21 protein-coding genes and 1 pseudogene are annotated in these 15760 nt (G+C 70.2%); 9 read left to right on the top strand and 13 right to left on the bottom strand.

Features of this window, described 5'->3' with window-relative positions:
- Together D7V93_RS19465 and D7V93_RS19460 are read right to left on the bottom strand one after the other, a co-directional pair.
- On the bottom strand, nt 1–478 hold a 478-nt coding region (locus tag D7V93_RS19465; RefSeq protein ID WP_120644846.1), incomplete at its 3' end, for a hypothetical protein.
- Between the two features lie 45 nt (nt 479–523).
- Nucleotides 524–1426: an AgmX/PglI C-terminal domain-containing protein gene (locus D7V93_RS19460; protein WP_120644845.1), complete on the bottom strand. Its 903-nt coding sequence runs from the start codon at nt 1424–1426 to the stop codon at nt 524–526.
- 43 nt (nt 1427–1469) lie between these two features.
- On the opposite strand from D7V93_RS19460, the gene D7V93_RS19455 reads away from it, so the two are divergent.
- Nucleotides 1470–2330, top strand: a complete 861-nt coding sequence (locus D7V93_RS19455) for a tRNA pseudouridine synthase A (protein WP_120644844.1) — start codon at nt 1470–1472, stop codon at nt 2328–2330.
- 13 nt (nt 2331–2343) lie between these two features.
- Here the strand turns inward: D7V93_RS19455 and D7V93_RS19450 are convergent, their stop codons facing one another.
- The 9 genes from D7V93_RS19450 to D7V93_RS19410 form a co-directional block, all read right to left on the bottom strand.
- The gene (locus D7V93_RS19450; protein WP_014396701.1) at nt 2344–2508 is read right to left on the bottom strand and encodes a ribbon-helix-helix domain-containing protein; all 165 of its coding nucleotides are present in this window, start codon (nt 2506–2508) and stop codon (nt 2344–2346) included.
- Nucleotides 2509–2569: 61 nt separating this feature from the next.
- A complete protein-coding gene (locus D7V93_RS19445) occupies nt 2570–3097 on the bottom strand; it encodes a hypothetical protein (protein WP_120644843.1) in 528 nt (175 codons plus the stop codon).
- A complete protein-coding gene (larE, locus tag D7V93_RS19440) occupies nt 3094–3990 on the bottom strand; it encodes an ATP-dependent sacrificial sulfur transferase LarE (protein ID WP_120644842.1) in 897 nt (298 codons plus the stop codon). The genes D7V93_RS19445 and larE overlap by 4 nt, the downstream gene beginning before the upstream one ends.
- 90 nt (nt 3991–4080) lie before the next feature.
- The gene (cysC, locus tag D7V93_RS19435; protein WP_120644841.1) at nt 4081–4866 is read right to left on the bottom strand and encodes an adenylyl-sulfate kinase; all 786 of its coding nucleotides are present in this window, start codon (nt 4864–4866) and stop codon (nt 4081–4083) included.
- Between the two features lie 157 nt (nt 4867–5023).
- On the bottom strand, nt 5024–5512 hold the full coding sequence (locus D7V93_RS19430; RefSeq protein WP_120644840.1) for a M67 family metallopeptidase: 489 nt from the start codon (nt 5510–5512) through the stop codon (nt 5024–5026).
- Entirely contained in the window at nt 5476–6108 is a 633-nt protein-coding gene (locus tag D7V93_RS19425) for a HesA/MoeB/ThiF family protein (RefSeq protein ID WP_120644839.1), read from the bottom strand. Before D7V93_RS19425 ends, D7V93_RS19430 begins: the two co-directional genes overlap by 37 nt.
- Nucleotides 6109–6114: 6 nt before the next feature.
- The gene (locus tag D7V93_RS19420; RefSeq protein ID WP_120644838.1) at nt 6115–6387 is read right to left on the bottom strand and encodes a MoaD/ThiS family protein; all 273 of its coding nucleotides are present in this window, start codon (nt 6385–6387) and stop codon (nt 6115–6117) included.
- A gap of 2 nt (nt 6388–6389) precedes the next feature.
- Entirely contained in the window at nt 6390–6629 is a 240-nt protein-coding gene (locus D7V93_RS19415; protein WP_120644837.1) for a sulfurtransferase TusA family protein, read from the bottom strand.
- The gene (locus D7V93_RS19410) at nt 6617–7393 is read right to left on the bottom strand and encodes a HesA/MoeB/ThiF family protein (protein WP_120644836.1); all 777 of its coding nucleotides are present in this window, start codon (nt 7391–7393) and stop codon (nt 6617–6619) included. The genes D7V93_RS19415 and D7V93_RS19410 overlap by 13 nt, the downstream gene beginning before the upstream one ends.
- A 121-nt stretch (nt 7394–7514) precedes the next feature.
- Between D7V93_RS19410 and D7V93_RS19405 the strand changes: the two genes are divergently transcribed.
- The 6 genes from D7V93_RS19405 to D7V93_RS19380 all read left to right on the top strand — a co-directional run bounded on the left by D7V93_RS19405 (nt 7515) and on the right by D7V93_RS19380 (nt 13526).
- The gene (locus tag D7V93_RS19405) at nt 7515–7952 is read left to right on the top strand and encodes a hypothetical protein (protein ID WP_120644835.1); all 438 of its coding nucleotides are present in this window, start codon (nt 7515–7517) and stop codon (nt 7950–7952) included.
- Between the two features lie 91 nt (nt 7953–8043).
- Nucleotides 8044–9330 (top strand): sensor histidine kinase, encoded by a 1287-nt coding sequence (locus tag D7V93_RS19400; protein ID WP_120644834.1) that lies wholly within the window; start codon nt 8044–8046, stop codon nt 9328–9330.
- Between the two features lie 18 nt (nt 9331–9348).
- Nucleotides 9349–10107, top strand: a complete 759-nt coding sequence (locus D7V93_RS19395) for a response regulator (RefSeq protein WP_120644833.1) — start codon at nt 9349–9351, stop codon at nt 10105–10107.
- A 98-nt stretch (nt 10108–10205) separates the two neighbouring features.
- Nucleotides 10206–11318 (top strand): S-(hydroxymethyl)glutathione dehydrogenase/class III alcohol dehydrogenase, encoded by a 1113-nt coding sequence (locus tag D7V93_RS19390; protein ID WP_120644832.1) that lies wholly within the window; start codon nt 10206–10208, stop codon nt 11316–11318.
- Complete coding sequence (gene fghA / locus D7V93_RS19385) at nt 11315–12166, top strand: S-formylglutathione hydrolase (RefSeq protein WP_120644831.1); 852 nt, start codon at nt 11315–11317, stop codon at nt 12164–12166. The genes D7V93_RS19390 and fghA overlap by 4 nt, the downstream gene beginning before the upstream one ends.
- Before the next feature lie 85 nt (nt 12167–12251).
- Nucleotides 12252–13526 carry a DEAD/DEAH box helicase gene (locus D7V93_RS19380; RefSeq protein WP_120644830.1) on the top strand — a complete coding sequence of 425 codons (1275 nt, stop codon included), beginning with the start codon at nt 12252–12254 and terminating at the stop codon, nt 13524–13526.
- On the opposite strand, the gene D7V93_RS19375 is transcribed toward D7V93_RS19380, so the two are convergent.
- Both D7V93_RS19375 and D7V93_RS19370 read right to left on the bottom strand, forming a co-directional pair.
- A complete protein-coding gene (locus D7V93_RS19375) occupies nt 13520–14008 on the bottom strand; it encodes an FKBP-type peptidyl-prolyl cis-trans isomerase (protein ID WP_120644829.1) in 489 nt (162 codons plus the stop codon). The genes D7V93_RS19380 and D7V93_RS19375 overlap by 7 nt on opposite strands.
- A gap of 75 nt (nt 14009–14083) precedes the next feature.
- Complete coding sequence (locus tag D7V93_RS19370; protein ID WP_120644828.1) at nt 14084–14620, bottom strand: DUF2378 family protein; 537 nt, start codon at nt 14618–14620, stop codon at nt 14084–14086.
- 188 nt (nt 14621–14808) lie between these two features.
- Here D7V93_RS19370 and D7V93_RS19365 point away from each other — a divergent pair, with 188 nt between their 5' ends.
- Complete coding sequence (locus tag D7V93_RS19365; protein WP_120644847.1) at nt 14809–15354, top strand: RNA polymerase sigma factor; 546 nt, start codon at nt 14809–14811, stop codon at nt 15352–15354.
- Nucleotides 15354–15760 (top strand): annotated as a pseudogene (locus tag D7V93_RS19360) (DUF1109 domain-containing protein); the annotation flags it as partial. The gene D7V93_RS19365 and the pseudogene D7V93_RS19360, both read left to right, overlap by 1 nt.

Here is a 15760-nt window from a genome sequence, read left to right as displayed (position 1 = left end):
GCTCCGGGGGGGGCCGGGGGAAGCGCTCGGTGAACTCCTTCTTCAGCTCCGTGGGCGACTTCTCCGGGCTCCAGATGCTGTCGCGCAGGGACTTGTACTCGGTGGGTGACAGCTGCCCCCGCTCCTCGGCGTCGGCCAGGACTTCCACCACTTCGAAGGCCGGGGCCTTCTCCGGGAACTCGTGCTGCTCCAGTTCCTCCGGGGCCTCGTGCTTGGCCAGGAAGCTGAACGAGCGCGTGAGCTTCAGCGCCGTCTGCTTCTTGATGTGGAGTTCCTTGAGGCAGTAGGCCTCGAAGGTGGCGTGGCCCCACTCCTCGTACTTGGCTTCGTCCCGGACCTGGACGAGCAGCTTGCCCAGCTCCGCCCAGGTGGACTTGAAGCGCTTGGCGGCCAGCAGGACGGTGTGGCGGAACGTTCCCGGGGGAACGCTCAGGGCCTTCTTGGCGATCTCGACTTCGGCGACGGATGCGGCGGACATGCCCTTTCTATCGGGCACGTCCGGGAGGTGGGCAAGAAAGTCGCCCTACCCCCGCTTGCCGATATTGAACGAAAGGCCGACGGTCGCGCGCTCGCCGTCGTAGGACTTGAAGGGCCACTTCTTCAGCTCCGTGAAGAGGCAGTCGTAGAGTGCGCCCTGCTTGAACTGGGGGTTGTCCACCCAGAGCTTGGCCACGCGGCCGTCGTTGCCGATGACGAACTCCATCGGGATCTTCGCGGCCAGGCCCGGCGTGCGCTCGGCCTCTTCCTTGAAGCAGCGGAAGAGCGTGGCCCGGTTGCCGGCCACGATGCGGTTGATGGCGCCCTGGTCGAACTGCTGGGCCATCTCCAGGCCGTCGGGGTCCGTGGAGACGCTGCCCGTGCGCGCCGGCCGGCTGGTGGCGCTGGCCACCGCGGTGCCCGCCGGCTTCCCGGCCGTGCCGGTGCCAGGAGCGCGATCCGGGCGGCGCGGGTCGTTAGACGGGTACGCGAAGAGGTCCTCGTCCCCCGCTCGGGACTGGGCGAGCCGGATGGTGGGCGGGTCCATGGTGATGCCGTCGCCCTCCTCCTCCTGGCCGAACCAGCCGTACACGGCCGCGTTGCGCGCGATGTACCAGCCCGCGACGCCCAGCAGCAGCGCCACGCCCGCGGCGACCCCGCCCAGCACCTTCATGCGGCGCTGGTTCTTCGCCTGCTCGGCGAGCATCGTCGCCGCGACGCGGCCCTGCGCCTCGAAGCGCGCGATGTGCACCTGGAAGGCGGCGGTGTCCCGCAGCGTCCGGAAGTCCCGCTCCCCCGCGGGCGCTACCGGGCTGTCCGGGGTCAGGTCCCCTGTGTAGAGCTTCTCCACCACCTGGGATGCGGTGATGGGCCCCAGCACCAGGTCGCCCTGACGGAAAAGCCACTGCCCATCACTGTCCACCGCGAGATCTAGTTGTCCGGCCAGCATTCGCGCGCGAGTATCGTGTGTCTCCCCGCGCCATCGCAACGCCGTGGCAAAGTCTCCTTCCAAACGAATTCCCGCCGTACTGTGGACTTGGTACCGCGGTGGAAACTTCCGCGGCTTCCAGCGCCAGGTGGAGGGGCCGACCGTCCAGGACGCCCTGGAGGACGCCCTCGAGCAGGCGGGGTCCCCTGCGACCGTGATGCCGTCGGGCCGCACGGACCGGGGCGTCCACGCCCGGATGCAGGTCATCAGCCTGCGGCTGACCGAGGACGTCCCGCCGGAAGCGCTGCCCCAAAAGCTGGCGCCGTTCCTCCCCCCGGACGTGGGCCTGTGCGTCGCGAAGCGGCCGCCGGGATCCTTCCATGCGCAGTGGAGCGCGAGCGGCAAGGAGTACCGGTACCGGCTGACGCTGGGCGCGCCACCGTCGGAGGCGTGGCGGCCGTACGCGCTGGACGTGGCGGCGGAAGGGGGGCTGCAGCCGGGGCGCGCGGTGACGCCGGAGCGGCTGGAGGCGCTGCTCGCCCGGGCCGCGGGCACGCGGGACTTCACCGCGTTCCACGAGCGCTCCAGTCCCCAGAAGGCGCGCACGCTTTCGTCCGCCACCCTGCGGGAGCTGGGCGGAGGGCTCTACGAGGCACGGCTGGAGGGGGATGGCTTCGCGCGCTACCAGGTGAGGTACCTGGTGGGCAGCGCGCTGAAGGTGGCCGCGGGGCTCCTGTCCGAGGAGCAGTGGCACGCGGCGTTGGATTCGGGCACGTCCCTGGCGGGCTTCAAGGCCCCGGCCCATGGACTCGTGCTGTGGGAGGTCCGCTATCCTGCCGCGGTGGACCCCTTCGGGTCCGGCGAGCGCCTCCACCCGCCCGGTCTTCCCGACTCGGCTCCCTTCATGGAAGCAGCGCCGGGCTGAGGCAGGCGGCGCTTCAGTCCACGAAGCGCGCTTCGTACTTCGCCAGCAGATCCGAGATGGCCTCCCGGAGGTATTCGCTCTGACGGATGCGCGTGGTGCGCGACAGCTCCTTCAGGGCATCGAGCTTCTCGCGGTTGAGACGAAACACGACCGAGGTGAGGCGGGGATTCATGTCCAAGTGCGCAACCTCCTACAGATGCGCACACCATCTCACAGAGTCGGACCTCCGCAAGAAAAACTCACGAAGCCGAGCCTACCGGGATGATCCACTGCAACCCGGTGAAGAGCTCGGTGTCCGCGCGCAGTCCGGAGCCGAACCCGAAGGTGAATCCGAGCCCGCCGTACAGCGCGAAATGATCCGAGAGGGTGTGTCTGGCGCCGAACCCTATGCGAGGCCCCAGCCACGGCCCAGAAATCGGACGCACGGACGCGCCGAGTTCGAAGAAGGTCTGCCAGGACTCGGATCCGAAGACGCTGCGGTAGCCGCCGATCAGCGCCAGCTCCTCGCCGGGGGCGCCGGTGCTGCCGCGCACGAGGAGAAAGACCTCGTCCCGGTCGTAGCCGACGGTGAGGCCCACGCCCAGGTCCAGCTGCGCGGCGAGGCCGGACACCGCGGAGTCACCGCTGATCCGTTCCGTGTAGGTGGCCCCCGGCCCCGCGCTGAGGATCAGCGAGCGCCGGTGCGCATACGGGCCGTCGTCCACGTATTCAGCGGCGACGGCGGGCGCGACGGGGCAGAGCAGCAGGGCCGGGAGGAGGCCCTTCACCCCACCACCGGGAGCGGGAAGCCCTCGGCGCGTCCCTGCCCTGCCGCGGGCCCGATGCCGGCGGCCTCATTGAGCCGGCCGGAGCGGAAGGGCTCCAGGTCCAGCGCGACGAACTTGAAGCCCAGCGACTTGAAGGCGCCGTTGATCCGGTCGCGCACGGCGGCGTCGAAGAAGCGCGGGTACTCCTCGCCGGCCAGCTCGATGCGCGCCACGTCCTGGTGGTAGCGCACGCGGAACTGCCGGAAGCCCAGGGTGCGCAGCTCCGACTCCGCGGCGGCGATCTGCAGGAGCCGGTCGCGCGTCACCGACGTGCCGTAGGGGATGCGCGACGCCAGGCACGCCATCTGGGGCTTGTCCCAGGTGGGCAGCCCCAGGGCGCGGCTCCACGCGCGGATCTCATCCTTGGTGAGCCCGGCCTGCGCCAGGGGCGACTCCACCCGGTGCTCCTTCGCGGCCTTGTGGCCGGGGCGGTGATCCTTGAAGTCGTCCGCGTTGAAGCCATCCAGCACCACGGACAGGTTCAACTCCGCGCGCTTCGCCTCGCAGAGGTCGTACAGCTCCGTCTTGCAGAAGTAGCAGCGGTTGGTGGGGTTGGCGGCGTAGTTGGGGTTCGCCAGCTCGTTGCTGGAGACGACGACGTGCCGTGCGCCCAGGCGCCCCGCCAATTCACGGGCCTCGCGCTCCTCCTCCGGGGCGACGGAGGCCGACAGCGCGGTGAGGGCCAGGGCGCGCTCGCCCAGCACCTCCACCGCGATCTTCAGGACGAAGGTGGAGTCCACGCCGCCGGAGAACGCCACCAGGGCGCTGCCGTGCGCGCGCAGGGCTTCGCGCATCGCCTCCAGCTTGGGGCGGGACGCTTCACACAATGCCTGGATCTGCTCGGGGCTCAGCATGGGGGAACTCCTAAAACAGAAGGGCCCCGGATTGCACGCGCATCGCGCACGCAACCTGGAGCCCTTCGCTTGAAGAACGACGGTATGGAACTACCGAGCCTTGCGCTTGGCGGACTTCTTCGCGGCCGGAGCCGGCTTGCCCACGCGGGCGGCGCGGGTGGCCGGACGCGCCTTGGCGCCCTTGGAACCCTTGTCCGCCTTGGGGGCGGCCTTGGCGGCGGACTTGGCGGCCTTGGGGGTGTGGATGCGGACCGGGGCGTCCTCCTCCTCCTCGTCGCGGCGGGCCTTCTTGGGCAGCGGGTTGGCCTTCATCTTCTTGCCGGTGATCGTCTTGAGCTCGTCCGTGGACATCAGGCCGAGGTCCAGGAGGGCCTGGAAGATCTTCGCCGCGCCCTCTTCCACCGACTCCGTGTCGGAGTAGATGGTCACCTCGGGCGAGGTGGGCGGCTCATACGGCTCCGTGATGCCGATGAAGTTCGGGATCTCGCCGTTGAGCGCCTTCTTGTAGCGACCGGTGGTGTCGCGCTCGATGAGCTTCTCCGTGGGGCAGTCGACGTAGACCTCCACGTACTTGCCCACCGCGCGGCGCACCTCCTCGCGGCTCGCCTTGTAGGGGCTCACGCAGGGAACCAGCGCCGCCACACCGTTGCGCGAGAGCAGGTTCGCCACGAAGCCCAGACGGCGGACCACCGTGTTGCGCTCATCCTTGGTGTCGCCGATGCCAGCCCACAGGTCGTTCTGGAGATCACCCTCGTCGAGGATCTCCACGTTGCGCCCGACCTGCCGGAGGCGGGCCGCGATGTACGCCGCCGTCGTGCTCTTCCCGGTCCCGGACATGCCGGTCAGCCAGAGGGTAAAACCAGTGTTGGGGGCCATAAGGGTTCAAACTCCCTGCGTCCGGAGCGCTTTTTGCAGGCGGCGTGGGACGCGGCAGATCCACTAGACCGCCGCTTTATAGACGAAAACCCGGTGACTTGACAATTCGTACCCACCTTTCCGCAGGTGGGGGCTCCAGGCGAGCAAATGCCTGCCCTTACAAGGCTTTTTCAAACCTGAAATCCGATGCTGGGATCGGAACAGTCTGAAAATCGCCTTGCTTCCACTCGGAAGTCGAGGCGGAGGTCACCCGACCGTCCTGGATCGCAACCACCAGATACGACACGCCCGGCAGAAGTGGGATGCCCTCCGGGGCGGCCTGCAGGCGGTCCTCGGCGGAGAACACGGCGGCCGTATCGACATGTGAGTGGAAGACGCAGACGACGGCTTCCTGGCGGGCTTCCGCCTCCCGGCACACCTGGAGCCATGCCTCGGGGGCGAAGGCATAGGCGACGCGCGGCGTGGGGGAGACGTTGGGCAGCGGGAGGACGCGCCACGGGTCCTCCTCCCCTGCTCTTGCCTGGAGGATCACGCCGCAGCCCTCCCGGGGCCATGTGCCCTCCAGGTGGCGCATCACCCGGGCGAGGACTTCCGGCGGGATTTCACGGCTCAGGGCTTCGGGCCCGCCGCCGCGCAGCGCGAGCACCGGCGTGGCTCCAGTTCCGCCAGTGCCCCCGGCGCGCTCAGCCACCGGCCGCCCAGCGAGGGGCCCATCCCGAGCCGCAGCCGCTGGAACACCAGCGCCCCCAGCGAGCCCAGCGCGACGCCCAGGGCGCCGTCCGGCGGCGTCCCCAGGTGGCGCACCGTTTCGCCGAAGCACCAGACGCACCCGTCCGCGCTCCGGAACACCACCGCGCCGCGCGCACCGTCACCGCCCAGCGCGACCCAGGGCGCTTCACCACTCCACGCGGCCGGCAGCTCCGCGAGCAGCCCGCCGCCGGGCGTGCCCGCCGCGTCCGGGTTCACCTCCGGGACCACCTGGGCCAGCACCTCCACCACCGGCCGGCCCACGTCATGCGCCGAGGCGAGGAAGCCCGGCGACCAGGGCCCCATCGTCAGCGTGCCCACGCCCGTCACCGGCGTGCCGCCCCCCGCGAGGTACGCCGTCGCGGTGAGGCCGGAGGCGCCCAGGCCGTCCACCCGCGCACCGCCCGACAGCAGGGCCTCCTGGCCGCGCCCGCCCACGTCCCGCAGGAGGATCTGTCGGGAGTAGCGGAGAATCTGATCCTCGCGCAGCGCCATGCCGCGTCAGCCTCCCGCCATGGCCGGGATGAGGGTGATCCGGTCCGCGTCCGTCACCGGCGTCTCCAGCGACTTGAGCGCTCGCACGTCCTCGTCGTTGAGGAAGATGTTCACGTACCGCCGCACCGCGCCTCGCTCGTCAAAGAGGCGTGCACCCATGCCGGGGTAGCGCGCGTCCAGATCCTTCAGCACTTCCCCGACGGTGGCGCCGCTGGCCTGCACCTCGGCCTGGTTGCGCGTCAGCGTCCGCATGGGCGTGGGGATGCGAATCGTCGTCATGGTCACCTTCCCTGCTTTCGTACCAACAGGCGGTGCGTACCATCGCCGCGCGGTTCCAGTGAAACCACTTCGTGGCCCTCGTCGCGCGCGCTCCGGGGCACGTTCTTCAGCGGCTCGTCGCCCTTGAGCAGCACCTCCAGCAGTGTGCCCGGCGGCAGCGACTCCAGCTTGAGCTTGGTGCGCACGTAGGTCATCGGACAGACCTCGCGGGTAATGTCCAACGTCGCCGTCACGTCGGGCATGCGGTGTCCTCCTGGGATGAAGGGAACGGGGGCAGCGACTGGATGCCGCACCCCGGGCAGTCCGGCGCGCGCGTCACCTTCACCGTGCGCCCCTCCAGCGTCGCGCCGTCGATGACGTGCAGCGTGGCCTCGCCGCGCGTCCTGCCCGCGGCGCCCGCCAGCAGCTCCAGCGCGAGCAGCGCCTGCACCGCCCCGATGAGCCCCGCCATCGAGCCCAGCACTCCCGCCTGCGCGCACGTGGGCACCGCGTCGGGCGCGGGCGCGTCCTCGTACAGGCAGCGCAGGCACGGCCCGCCCGGGTCAATGCGCAGGGCCTGCCCCTGCATGCGCAGCACGCCGCCGTACACCAGCGGCACGCCCGTCAGCACCGCCACGTCCGAAAGGAAAAACTTGGTGGCCACCCCGTCCGTGGCATCCACCACCAGGTCGTGGGCGCGGAAGAGGGCCTCCGCGTTGCCCGCGTCCAGCCGCTCCGGGAGGGCCTCCACGCTCAGGCCGGGAAAGGCGCGCAGCAGCCCGGCGGCGGCGGATTCGGCCTTGAAACGGCCCACGTCCCCGGTGCGATGCCAGAGCTGGCGGGGCAGGTTCGTCACGTCCACCCGGTCCGGATCCACCAGCGTCAGGTGCCCCACACCGCCCTGCGCGAGCGCCAGCGACGCCGGGCAGCCCAGGCCGCCAGCCCCCACCACCAGCACCCGCGAGCGCTCGATGCGGGTGGCGTGGGGGATGCGCGCGTGGTGGTCGGTGTCAGGGTGGCCGTGCATGGGACTGGTGCTCCGCGAGGATCGAACGAATATGGTGCGGCGACTCCACGTCCTGACTCCAGGACGTTCCCGAAGCCTTCCCACCGCCGCCGTCGCAAGCGGCCCTCACCAGCCAGGACATATGAAAAACCTGACCGGCGCGCTCGTGTTTTCCACCCTGCTGTCCCTGGCTGTCGGCTGCCACAAGAACACCGGCGAGAGCCCTGACGCCGCCACCCAGACGGGCACTGTCCAGGAGGAGCTCCAGGCGGGCCGCGCGGACGCCTCGCCGTCCCCCACCCCGACGGCCACCGCCGAGGCCGGCACCGGCGACCCGGGCCCTTCCGCCTCCAGCTACGACTCGAGCGCCAGCGACCGGCTGGCCCTGGAGTCCTGCGTGGACAGCTGGCTCAAGTCCCACCATTTCGACCGCTATGGCAGCAAGGCGGGCACCATGTACGCGGGCGGCACGCCTCTGTTCGACGAGCGCACCGGCGAGACGACGGACCGGATGGAGTTCGTCTTCAAGCAGCAGCCCGACGCGAAGAAGGCTTGCCTCACCCAGGACGCCGGCAAGTAGCGCCCCCTCCCGTCCTCGCCCGGTGGGGAGACAACCTGGCGGCTCCAGGGAATTCCGCTCCCTGGCGAAGGTCCCGTAAGCTGCCGGGCGCATGGACAGCGAGCTGAGACACGGCGAGGATCACCCGGCCCACGACCTGCGCGCCCGCGTCCGCGCCGTGCTGGAGCGCCGCAACCTCACGGACAACGTGTCCGCGGAGCAGGCCGCGGCCTCCTGGGAGCAGGACCGCTTCGTCGCCCGGGCCCGCGCCCTCTTCTACGCGCGGATGATGTTCCTCACGCTGGGCCTGCTCATCCTCGCGGTGCCCGCGTGGAGCGGCTACTTCGGCTTCAACGGGCCCATCTCCTTCCTGGGCTACTTCGCGATGCTGCTCTACAGCGTCGCGAACCTGCTCGTCATCGACCACCCGAAGGCCGGCCGGTGGGTGACGTACCTCACGCTCTGCTTCGACCTGCTCATCACCGTGGTGCTCATCGCCCGGCCCCAGGTGGGCGGCGGCCTGCAGAGCCCGCTGCTGGCGACGCAGCTGCTCTTCACCACCCTCTTCGCCATCCTCTTCCCCAAGCCGCTGGCCATCCTGCCGCCGCTCTTGGCGCTGCCCATCACCACGCGGTTGGACCTGCTGCTCAACCGCTCCGTGACGGCGGTGGAGCTGCTCACGCTGCTCTGGTACCTGGGCCTCAACTTCATCATCGTCTACGTGCTCGTGTACCTGAACGAGCGCGAGGCCACCGCGCACCGCGAGGTGGTCTCCCTGCAGGGCGACTTGAAGGAATTGGCCGTGGTGGAGGAGCGCAACCGGCTGGCGCGGGAGATCCACGACGGCCTGGGCGCGTCGCTGTCGTCGATGATCATCCAGGCGGAGTACATCCTGAGCATGGCCCGTGAGGACGACGGGCTGCGCACGGAGATCCGCGAGATGAAGGCCACCGCGGAAGAGTCCATCGAGGAGCTGCGCCGCAACCTGCGGATGATGCGCGACGACTTCGAGCTGGCGCAGGGGCTGGAGGACTACGTGAAGACGTTCCGCGACCGCACCGGCCAGGACATCCGCTTCGAGCGCACGGGCCTGACGCGCAAGCTGCCCCCGGACGCGCAGCTGGCCCTGTTCCGCATCCTCCAGGAGTGCCTGTCCAACGCGGCGAAACACGCCGAGGCCAAGGAGGTCCAGGTGCGCCTGGACTTCAGCGCCGAGGGCGTGCATCTCGTCGTGCGCGACAACGGCAAGGGCTTCGACCCGGGCCGCACGCCGCGCGGCCACTACGGCCTGCTCAACATGCGCGAGCGGGCCATGAAGCTCGGTGGCTCCATCGTGGTGGACTCGGCGCCCGGCGCCGGGGCCCAGGTGGCCTTCTCCCTTCCCTGTCTCTCTGCCTGACGCACCGGAGCCCGCCCCGTGGAACCGACCCCGCTCGCCGCTCCCCAGCCCATCCGCGTCTTCGTCGTGGAGGACCAGACCAAGATCCTGAAGAACCAGCTGCGCCTCTTCGAGGGCCACCCGGACATCGACATCGTGGGCACCGCGCTGTCCGGCGAGGCCGCGCTGGAGGAGGTGCCGCGCGTGATGCCAGACGTGCTGCTGCTGGATCTGGGACTGCCCCGGATGAGCGGCATCGACGTCACCCGTGAAGTGAAGGCGCGCTATCCGAAGATGGAGATCCTGATCTTCACCATCTTCGACGAGGAGGACAAAGTCCTGGAGGCGGTGAAGGCAGGCGCGTCCGGGTACCTGCTCAAGGGCGCGACGGTGGACAAGATCGTCGAGGCCATCAAGGAGGTCCGCGCGGGCGGCACCGTCATCCAGCCGAACCTCGCGCGCCGCCTCCTGCGCCACTTCCGCGTGGAGCCGGACACCACCCCCGTGCCCACGGAACCCCTGCCGGTGGCCCCGTCCGCGTCCGAGCCCCCCGTGCGCACCTCCGCGCAGGAGGAGGCCTCCGCCCAGGAGCCGCTGCTCAAGCCCCTGTCGGACCGGGAGCGCGAGATTCTCCAGCTCATCGCCAAGGGTGTGTCCAACAGCGAGGCCGCCCGCCTGCTCACCTTGTCCAAGGCCACCATCCGCACGCACCTGGAGCACATCTACCGGAAGCTGGAGGTGACCAACCGCGTGGAGGCTGTCACCGAGGGCATCCGCAAGGGCCTCATCTCCGTGTAGCGGACGGACAGGGGAGCGCACTTTTTCGCGGCCGACCCAGTGCGTGGCTTCTACAGTGGGGGGTCTTCGTTCCCCACCCTGGATCCTGGAGCCCCACCATGGACGTCCGCGCCGCCGTCGCCTTCGAGGCCGGCAAGCCCCTGAGCATCGAAACCGTGCACCTGGAGGGCCCCAAGGCGGGCGAGGTGCTCATCGAGTTGAAGGCCACCGGCCTGTGCCACACCGACGAGTTCACCCGCTCCGGCGCGGATCCGGAGGGGCTGTTCCCCGCCATCTTCGGCCACGAGGGCGCGGGCATCGTGGTGGACGTGGGCGCGGGCGTGACGAGCGTGAAGAAGGGCGACCACGTCATCCCCCTCTACACGCCCGAGTGCCGCGGCTGTAAGTCGTGCCTGTCCCAGAAGACGAACCTGTGCACGGCCATCCGCGCCACGCAGGGCAAGGGCCTGATGCCGGATGGCACCAGCCGCTTCCGCCTGGGCAAACAGAGCATCCACCACTACATGGGCTGCTCCACGTTCGCGAACTACACGGTGCTGCCGGAGATCGCCGTGGCGAAGATCCGCGAGGACGCCCCCTTCGACAAGGTCTGCTACATCGGCTGCGGCGTCACCACCGGCGTGGGCGCCGTCGTCTACACCGCGAAGGTGGAGGCGGGCGCGAAGGTCGTCGTCTTCGGCCTGGGCGGCATCGGCCTCAATGTCGTGCAGGCCGCGCGCATGGTGGGCGCCGACATGATCGTCGGCGTGGACCTGAACCCCGCGCGCAAGGACATCGCGGAGAAGTTCGGCCTCACCCACTTCGTCAACCCGAAGGACGTGGAGGGCGACCTCGTGCCCTACCTCGTCAACCTCACCGGCGGCGGCGCGGACTACAGCTTCGAGTGCATCGGCAACGTGAAGACGATGCGCCAGGCGCTCGAGTGCTGCCACCGCGGCTGGGGCGAGAGCATCATCATCGGCGTGGCCGGTGCGGGGCAGGAGATCAGCACCCGGCCGTTCCAGCTCGTCACCGGGCGCGTGTGGAAGGGCAGCGCCTTCGGCGGCGCGCGAGGCCGCACCGACGTGCCGAAGATCGTCGACTGGTACATGGACGGGAAGATCCAGGTGGACCCGCTCATCACCCACACGCTCAAGCTGGAGGACATCAACCACGGCTTCGAGCTGATGCACAAAGGCGAGTCCATCCGCAGCGTGGTGAAGTACGCATGAGCGCGGTCCCCACGCTCGTCAGTGAGCACGCATGCTTCGGGGGGACGCAGTCCTTCTGGAAGCACCCGTCCGAGGCCTGCGGCGGCGAGATGCGCTTCAGCGTCTTCACCCCGCCCCAGGCGAAGCGCGGCCCGGTGCCCGTCCTGTACTACCTGGCGGGCCTCACCTGCACCGAGGAGACCTTCCCCACCAAGGGCGGCGCGCAGCGCGTGGCGGCGGAGCTGGGCCTGATGCTCGTGGCGCCGGACACCAGCCCCCGCGGCGCGGGCATCCCGGGCGAGGACGCGGACTGGGACTTCGGCACCGGCGCGGGCTTCTACCTGGATGCCACGCAGGCCCCGTGGAGCACGCGCTACCGCATGGGCACCTACGTCACCCAGGAGCTGCCCGGACTCCTCGGCGCGCACTTCCCCGCGCGCATGGACCGCGAGGGCATCTTCGGCCACTCCATGGGCGGGCACGGCGCGCTCGTGACGGCGCTGCGCCATCCCAATCGCTACCGCTCCGTGTCCGCGTTCGCGCCCATTGGCGCCCCTATCCGCAGCCCCTGGGGCAAGAAGGCGTTCGGCGGCTACCTGGGCCCGGATGAGTCCACGTGGCGCGAGTACGACGCCACGGAGCTGCTCCGCTCGGGGAGGCGCCTGCCTCCGCTGCTCGTGGACCAGGGCACGAAGGACAAGTTCCTGGCGGATCAGCTCCACCCGGCCTTCCTCCAGGACGCGTGCGAGGCGGTGGGCCAGCCCCTCACACTGCGGATGCAGGAGGGCTACGACCACGGCTACTACTTCGTCTCCACGTTCATGGAGGACCACCTGCGCCACCACGGCGCGGCGCTGAACGCGGGCTGAGCGTCGTCCTGGACCGTGCCCCGGGACTGCCCCGGGGTACGTGTCCCCCTTCCCTTCCCGGCCCGGACGTGACAGGCGTGGGGGCATGAGTGCCACTTTCAAGTCCCTCGGCCTGTCCCCCGAAACGCTGGGTGCGGTGAAGCGCGCCCGCTTCGGTACCCCCACGCCCATCCAGGCGCAGGCCATCCCGCCCGCGCTGTCCGGCCGCGACGTCATCGGCTGCGCCGCCACCGGCACCGGCAAGACGGCCGCCTACCTGCTCCCCATGATTGAACGCTTCGCGGGGGAGCGCGGCACGCTGGGCCTCATCCTCGCGCCCACGCGCGAGCTGGTGCAGCAGGTGGCGGAGCAGGCCCGCTTCTTCGGCGAGCCCCGGCGCGTCGTGCCCGCGGTCATCATCGGCGGCGAGGACATGAACGCGCAGGTGGCGGAGCTGAAGGAGCGCCCCACCCTCATCGTGGCCACCCCGGGCCGGCTGGTGGACCTCTTGGGCATCAAGGCCGTGAACCTGTCGCAGATCCGCACGCTGGTGCTGGACGAGGCGGACCGGATGCTCGACATGGGCTTCCTGCCGCAGATCAACCAGATCCTCCAGGCGCTGCCGCGTAAGCACCAGACGCTGCTGTTCTCCGCGACGCTCGGCGCGGACGTGGCGCGCTTCGGCCAGCGCGCGCTGAACAAGCCCGTGCGCGTGGAGGTGACGCCCAGCGGGACGCCCGCGCCTCGCGCGGAGCAGCACCTGTACATCGTGAAGCCCGAGGAGAAGTGGCCGCTGCTGCTCACGCTGCTCGCGCAGGATGAGGCGAGCGCGCTCGTGTTCGTGCGCACCCAGGCGCGCGCGGACAAGATGAAGGAATTGCTCGCGGCCGCGGGCCACAAGTCCGCCGCGCTGCACGCGGGCCGCACGCAGGCCCAGCGGCGTCAGGCCCTGGAGGGCTTCCGCCGGGGCCAGTACCGCTGCCTCGTGGCCACCGACCTCGCCGCGCGCGGCCTGGACGTGGACGACATCGGCCACGTCATCAGCCTGGACATCCCGCATGGGCCGGAGGACTACGTGCACCGGATTGGCCGCACCGCTCGCGCGGAGGCCAGTGGCCGGGCGTCACTCTTCGCGCTGGAGGTGGAGCGCCGCACCCTGCGCGATATCGAAAGCATCACCCGCCAGGAGCTGCCCCTCACGGAGGTCCCGCGCAAGGACCCCCTCTTCCGCAAGGAGATGGAGGCGTTCCTGGCGAAGCAGCGCGACCCGGGGCCGCGCCAGGCGGACCATGGCCGCTCCACCCGGGCCCCGGAAGCGACGCCCGGGCGCCATGCCCGCTCCCACGGCAAGGCCCGTGCGAAGGGCCCCGACCGTCAGTGATCGTGGTCGTCGTCCGGACCGTGCGCGTGGCCGTGCTCGAGCTCCTCGGGCGTGGCCGCGCGCACTTCCTTGATGTTGACCTCGAAGTGCAGCGTCTTGCCGGCGAAGGGGTGGTTGAAGTCCACCAGCACGGTGTCCTTCTTCACTTCCTTCACGAGGAAGTCGACCTCGTCCCCGTCCGGATCCGTGGCGCTCAGGATGCCGCCGGCCTTGATCTCCAGGTCCTCGGGGAACTCGGTGCGCGGCACCTCCTCCACGCCTTCCGGGTCGTAGTCCCCGTAGCCGTCCGCCGCGGAGACGGTCGTCTTCAGCGACTCGCCCGCGGACTTGCCCTCCAGCGCCTTCTCCAGGCCGGGGACGATCTCCTCGTAGCCGTGCAGGTAGACGAGCGGATCCCCCGCCTCGCTCTCGTCCACGATGACGCCGTCACCGAGGTGGAGCTTGTAGTCAATGGCGACAACACTGTCCTTGCCGATTTTCATGGGGCCCTCATAGCGCATTCAGCCATGCCTCGGTGGAAGGATGATGCCCACCGTTACCGCGTGCACACGGACGTCCTACCAACGGATGCGCAGCTCGAAGCGGCCGTGTCCGGTGTCGCTCTCCAGCACCACCGTGGGGTTCGCGGCGCCGGCCTGGCGCAGGGCCTCCTCGCAGCACCCCGCCGCCGCCTCCGCCGGGAATGGATAGCCCTGGAACGTCACCCGCCAGTCCTGCGGGGCCAGCTCCGCGGAGTGGATCTCCACCGGCTCCATCACCGAGCGGAAGCTCAGCGCCACCCGCTTCATCGCGCGCTCCGGGCCCGCGATCCGGAGGGCCACGTTGACCACCTTGCCCACCAGCGTCTCGAAGTAGCCGCGCACCAGGTCGCGCCCCATCTGCCGCAGGGCCTCCTGGGGGGGCCGGCCCGCGTAGGCGAACGCGAGCACCAGGTTCTGGCACCGCAGGAACACCGACGCCGGATAGGACGCCCGGGGCTTGTCCACGTCGTAGCCCGCCGCCGCCAGACGCTCGCGCAGCGACGCGTCCATCCGGACACAGCGCATGAGCGACTCGAACAACGTGGACTGGATGACGACCTCTGCCGGGGACATGTGCGCTCGAAGTGGGGAAACGCGAGGAGACCGGAAAGGCGCGAGACACTAGCCGGTCGCTTCCAGGAAAGGATCCCCCCGGCGGGCGTGTTCCGAGAACCAGTGGTTTCAAGGCCTTGGAGCGTCCAGACCTTCAACCGTCCACGTCCGGAAACGAATTCCGAGAAGGGCCGTCCGTGAACCAGGCGATGGGGAGCGTCACGGACGAAGCGCTCATGGACCTGTTCTGTCAGGGAGATCACTCGGCGTTCGAGGCGCTGTTCGCCCGACACGCTGGACGTGTGCAGGGCTTCCTTGCGCGCATGGTGAGGGACGGACCGTTGGCGGAGGACCTGTTGCAGACGACATTCCTCTCCGTCATCCGCGCCCGGGGCCGCTACGAGCCGGGCACCCGCTTCACCCCCTGGCTGCTCACCATCGCGGCGAACGCGGCCCGGGATGCGCTTCGGCATCAGCAGCACGTGGACTCGCATGCGCATGCGGCCCCGGAAGGCCCCACGTCGGTGCCCGCGCCCGAAGGCGATCCCGTCTTGCGCCAACGCATCGAGGACGCGCTCCAGCTGCTGCCCCTGGAGCAGCGCGAGGCGGTGGTGTTGAGCAAGCTGGAGGGCTGGTCCTTCGAGGAGATCGCCCAGCTGCGCGGCATCCGCGCGGGCGCGGCCCGGCTTCGCGCGCACCGGGGCTACGAGAAGCTGCGCGAGCTGCTCGGTGGACTGGTCGGGGAGGACGCCTGATGCCCGCGCCTTCCGATCCGCTGTTGGCGTCCCCTCCCCGGCTGGATCCGGGAGCCCTGGAGCGCGCGCTCGCGGCGTCGCGCGCGGAGCTGGCCCTGGGGCGGCCGGTGCGACGCTGGCGTCCGCAGGCCATGGGGTTGTTCGCGGCGGCCGCGGGGATGGCCGTGGCGACGACGGCCGTGTTCGTGGCCCTGGGGCGCACCACGGGTTCGGCGGTGATGGGCCGCGCGCCGATGCTGGCGATGCTGTTGTCGACGGGCGCGGTGTGCTCGTGGGGGGCGGTGTCCCCGCGCGGGCGGCTGCTGCGGTGGGTGGGCGTGGGGATGGCGCTTTTGAGCGCGGCGGCGCTGGTGCTCACCCGAGGGGCGGTGCGCGAGCCCTCGTCCCTGCCCGAGTGGGTGTGCAC

The sequence above is a fragment of the Corallococcus llansteffanensis genome (assembly GCF_003612055.1).
In the GTDB taxonomy this organism is placed as follows: domain Bacteria; phylum Myxococcota; class Myxococcia; order Myxococcales; family Myxococcaceae; genus Corallococcus; species Corallococcus llansteffanensis.
This window is presented reverse-complemented; position numbering and strand designations above follow the sequence as displayed.

Coding starts and splice junctions, on each gene's coding strand:
- D7V93_RS19460 (WP_120644845.1), bottom strand. CDS start 1,426: ATGCTGGCCGGACAACTAGATCTCGCGGTGGACAGTGATGGGCAGTGG.
- larE (WP_120644842.1), bottom strand. CDS start 3,990: ATGCTGAGCCCCGAGCAGATCCAGGCATTGTGTGAAGCGTCCCGCCCC.
- cysC (WP_120644841.1), bottom strand. CDS start 4,866: ATGGCCCCCAACACTGGTTTTACCCTCTGGCTGACCGGCATGTCCGGG.
- D7V93_RS19425 (WP_120644839.1), bottom strand. CDS start 6,108: ATGGCGCTGCGCGAGGATCAGATTCTCCGCTACTCCCGACAGATCCTC.
- D7V93_RS19420 (WP_120644838.1), bottom strand. CDS start 6,387: ATGACGACGATTCGCATCCCCACGCCCATGCGGACGCTGACGCGCAAC.
- D7V93_RS19415 (WP_120644837.1), bottom strand. CDS start 6,629: ATGCCCGACGTGACGGCGACGTTGGACATTACCCGCGAGGTCTGTCCG.
- D7V93_RS19410 (WP_120644836.1), bottom strand. CDS start 7,393: ATGCACGGCCACCCTGACACCGACCACCACGCGCGCATCCCCCACGCC.
- D7V93_RS19405 (WP_120644835.1), top strand. CDS start 7,515: ATGAAAAACCTGACCGGCGCGCTCGTGTTTTCCACCCTGCTGTCCCTG.
- D7V93_RS19400 (WP_120644834.1), top strand. CDS start 8,044: ATGGACAGCGAGCTGAGACACGGCGAGGATCACCCGGCCCACGACCTG.
- D7V93_RS19390 (WP_120644832.1), top strand. CDS start 10,206: ATGGACGTCCGCGCCGCCGTCGCCTTCGAGGCCGGCAAGCCCCTGAGC.
- fghA (WP_120644831.1), top strand. CDS start 11,315: ATGAGCGCGGTCCCCACGCTCGTCAGTGAGCACGCATGCTTCGGGGGG.
- D7V93_RS19380 (WP_120644830.1), top strand. CDS start 12,252: ATGAGTGCCACTTTCAAGTCCCTCGGCCTGTCCCCCGAAACGCTGGGT.
- D7V93_RS19375 (WP_120644829.1), bottom strand. CDS start 14,008: ATGAAAATCGGCAAGGACAGTGTTGTCGCCATTGACTACAAGCTCCAC.
- D7V93_RS19370 (WP_120644828.1), bottom strand. CDS start 14,620: ATGTCCCCGGCAGAGGTCGTCATCCAGTCCACGTTGTTCGAGTCGCTC.
- D7V93_RS19365 (WP_120644847.1), top strand. CDS start 14,809: ATGGGGAGCGTCACGGACGAAGCGCTCATGGACCTGTTCTGTCAGGGA.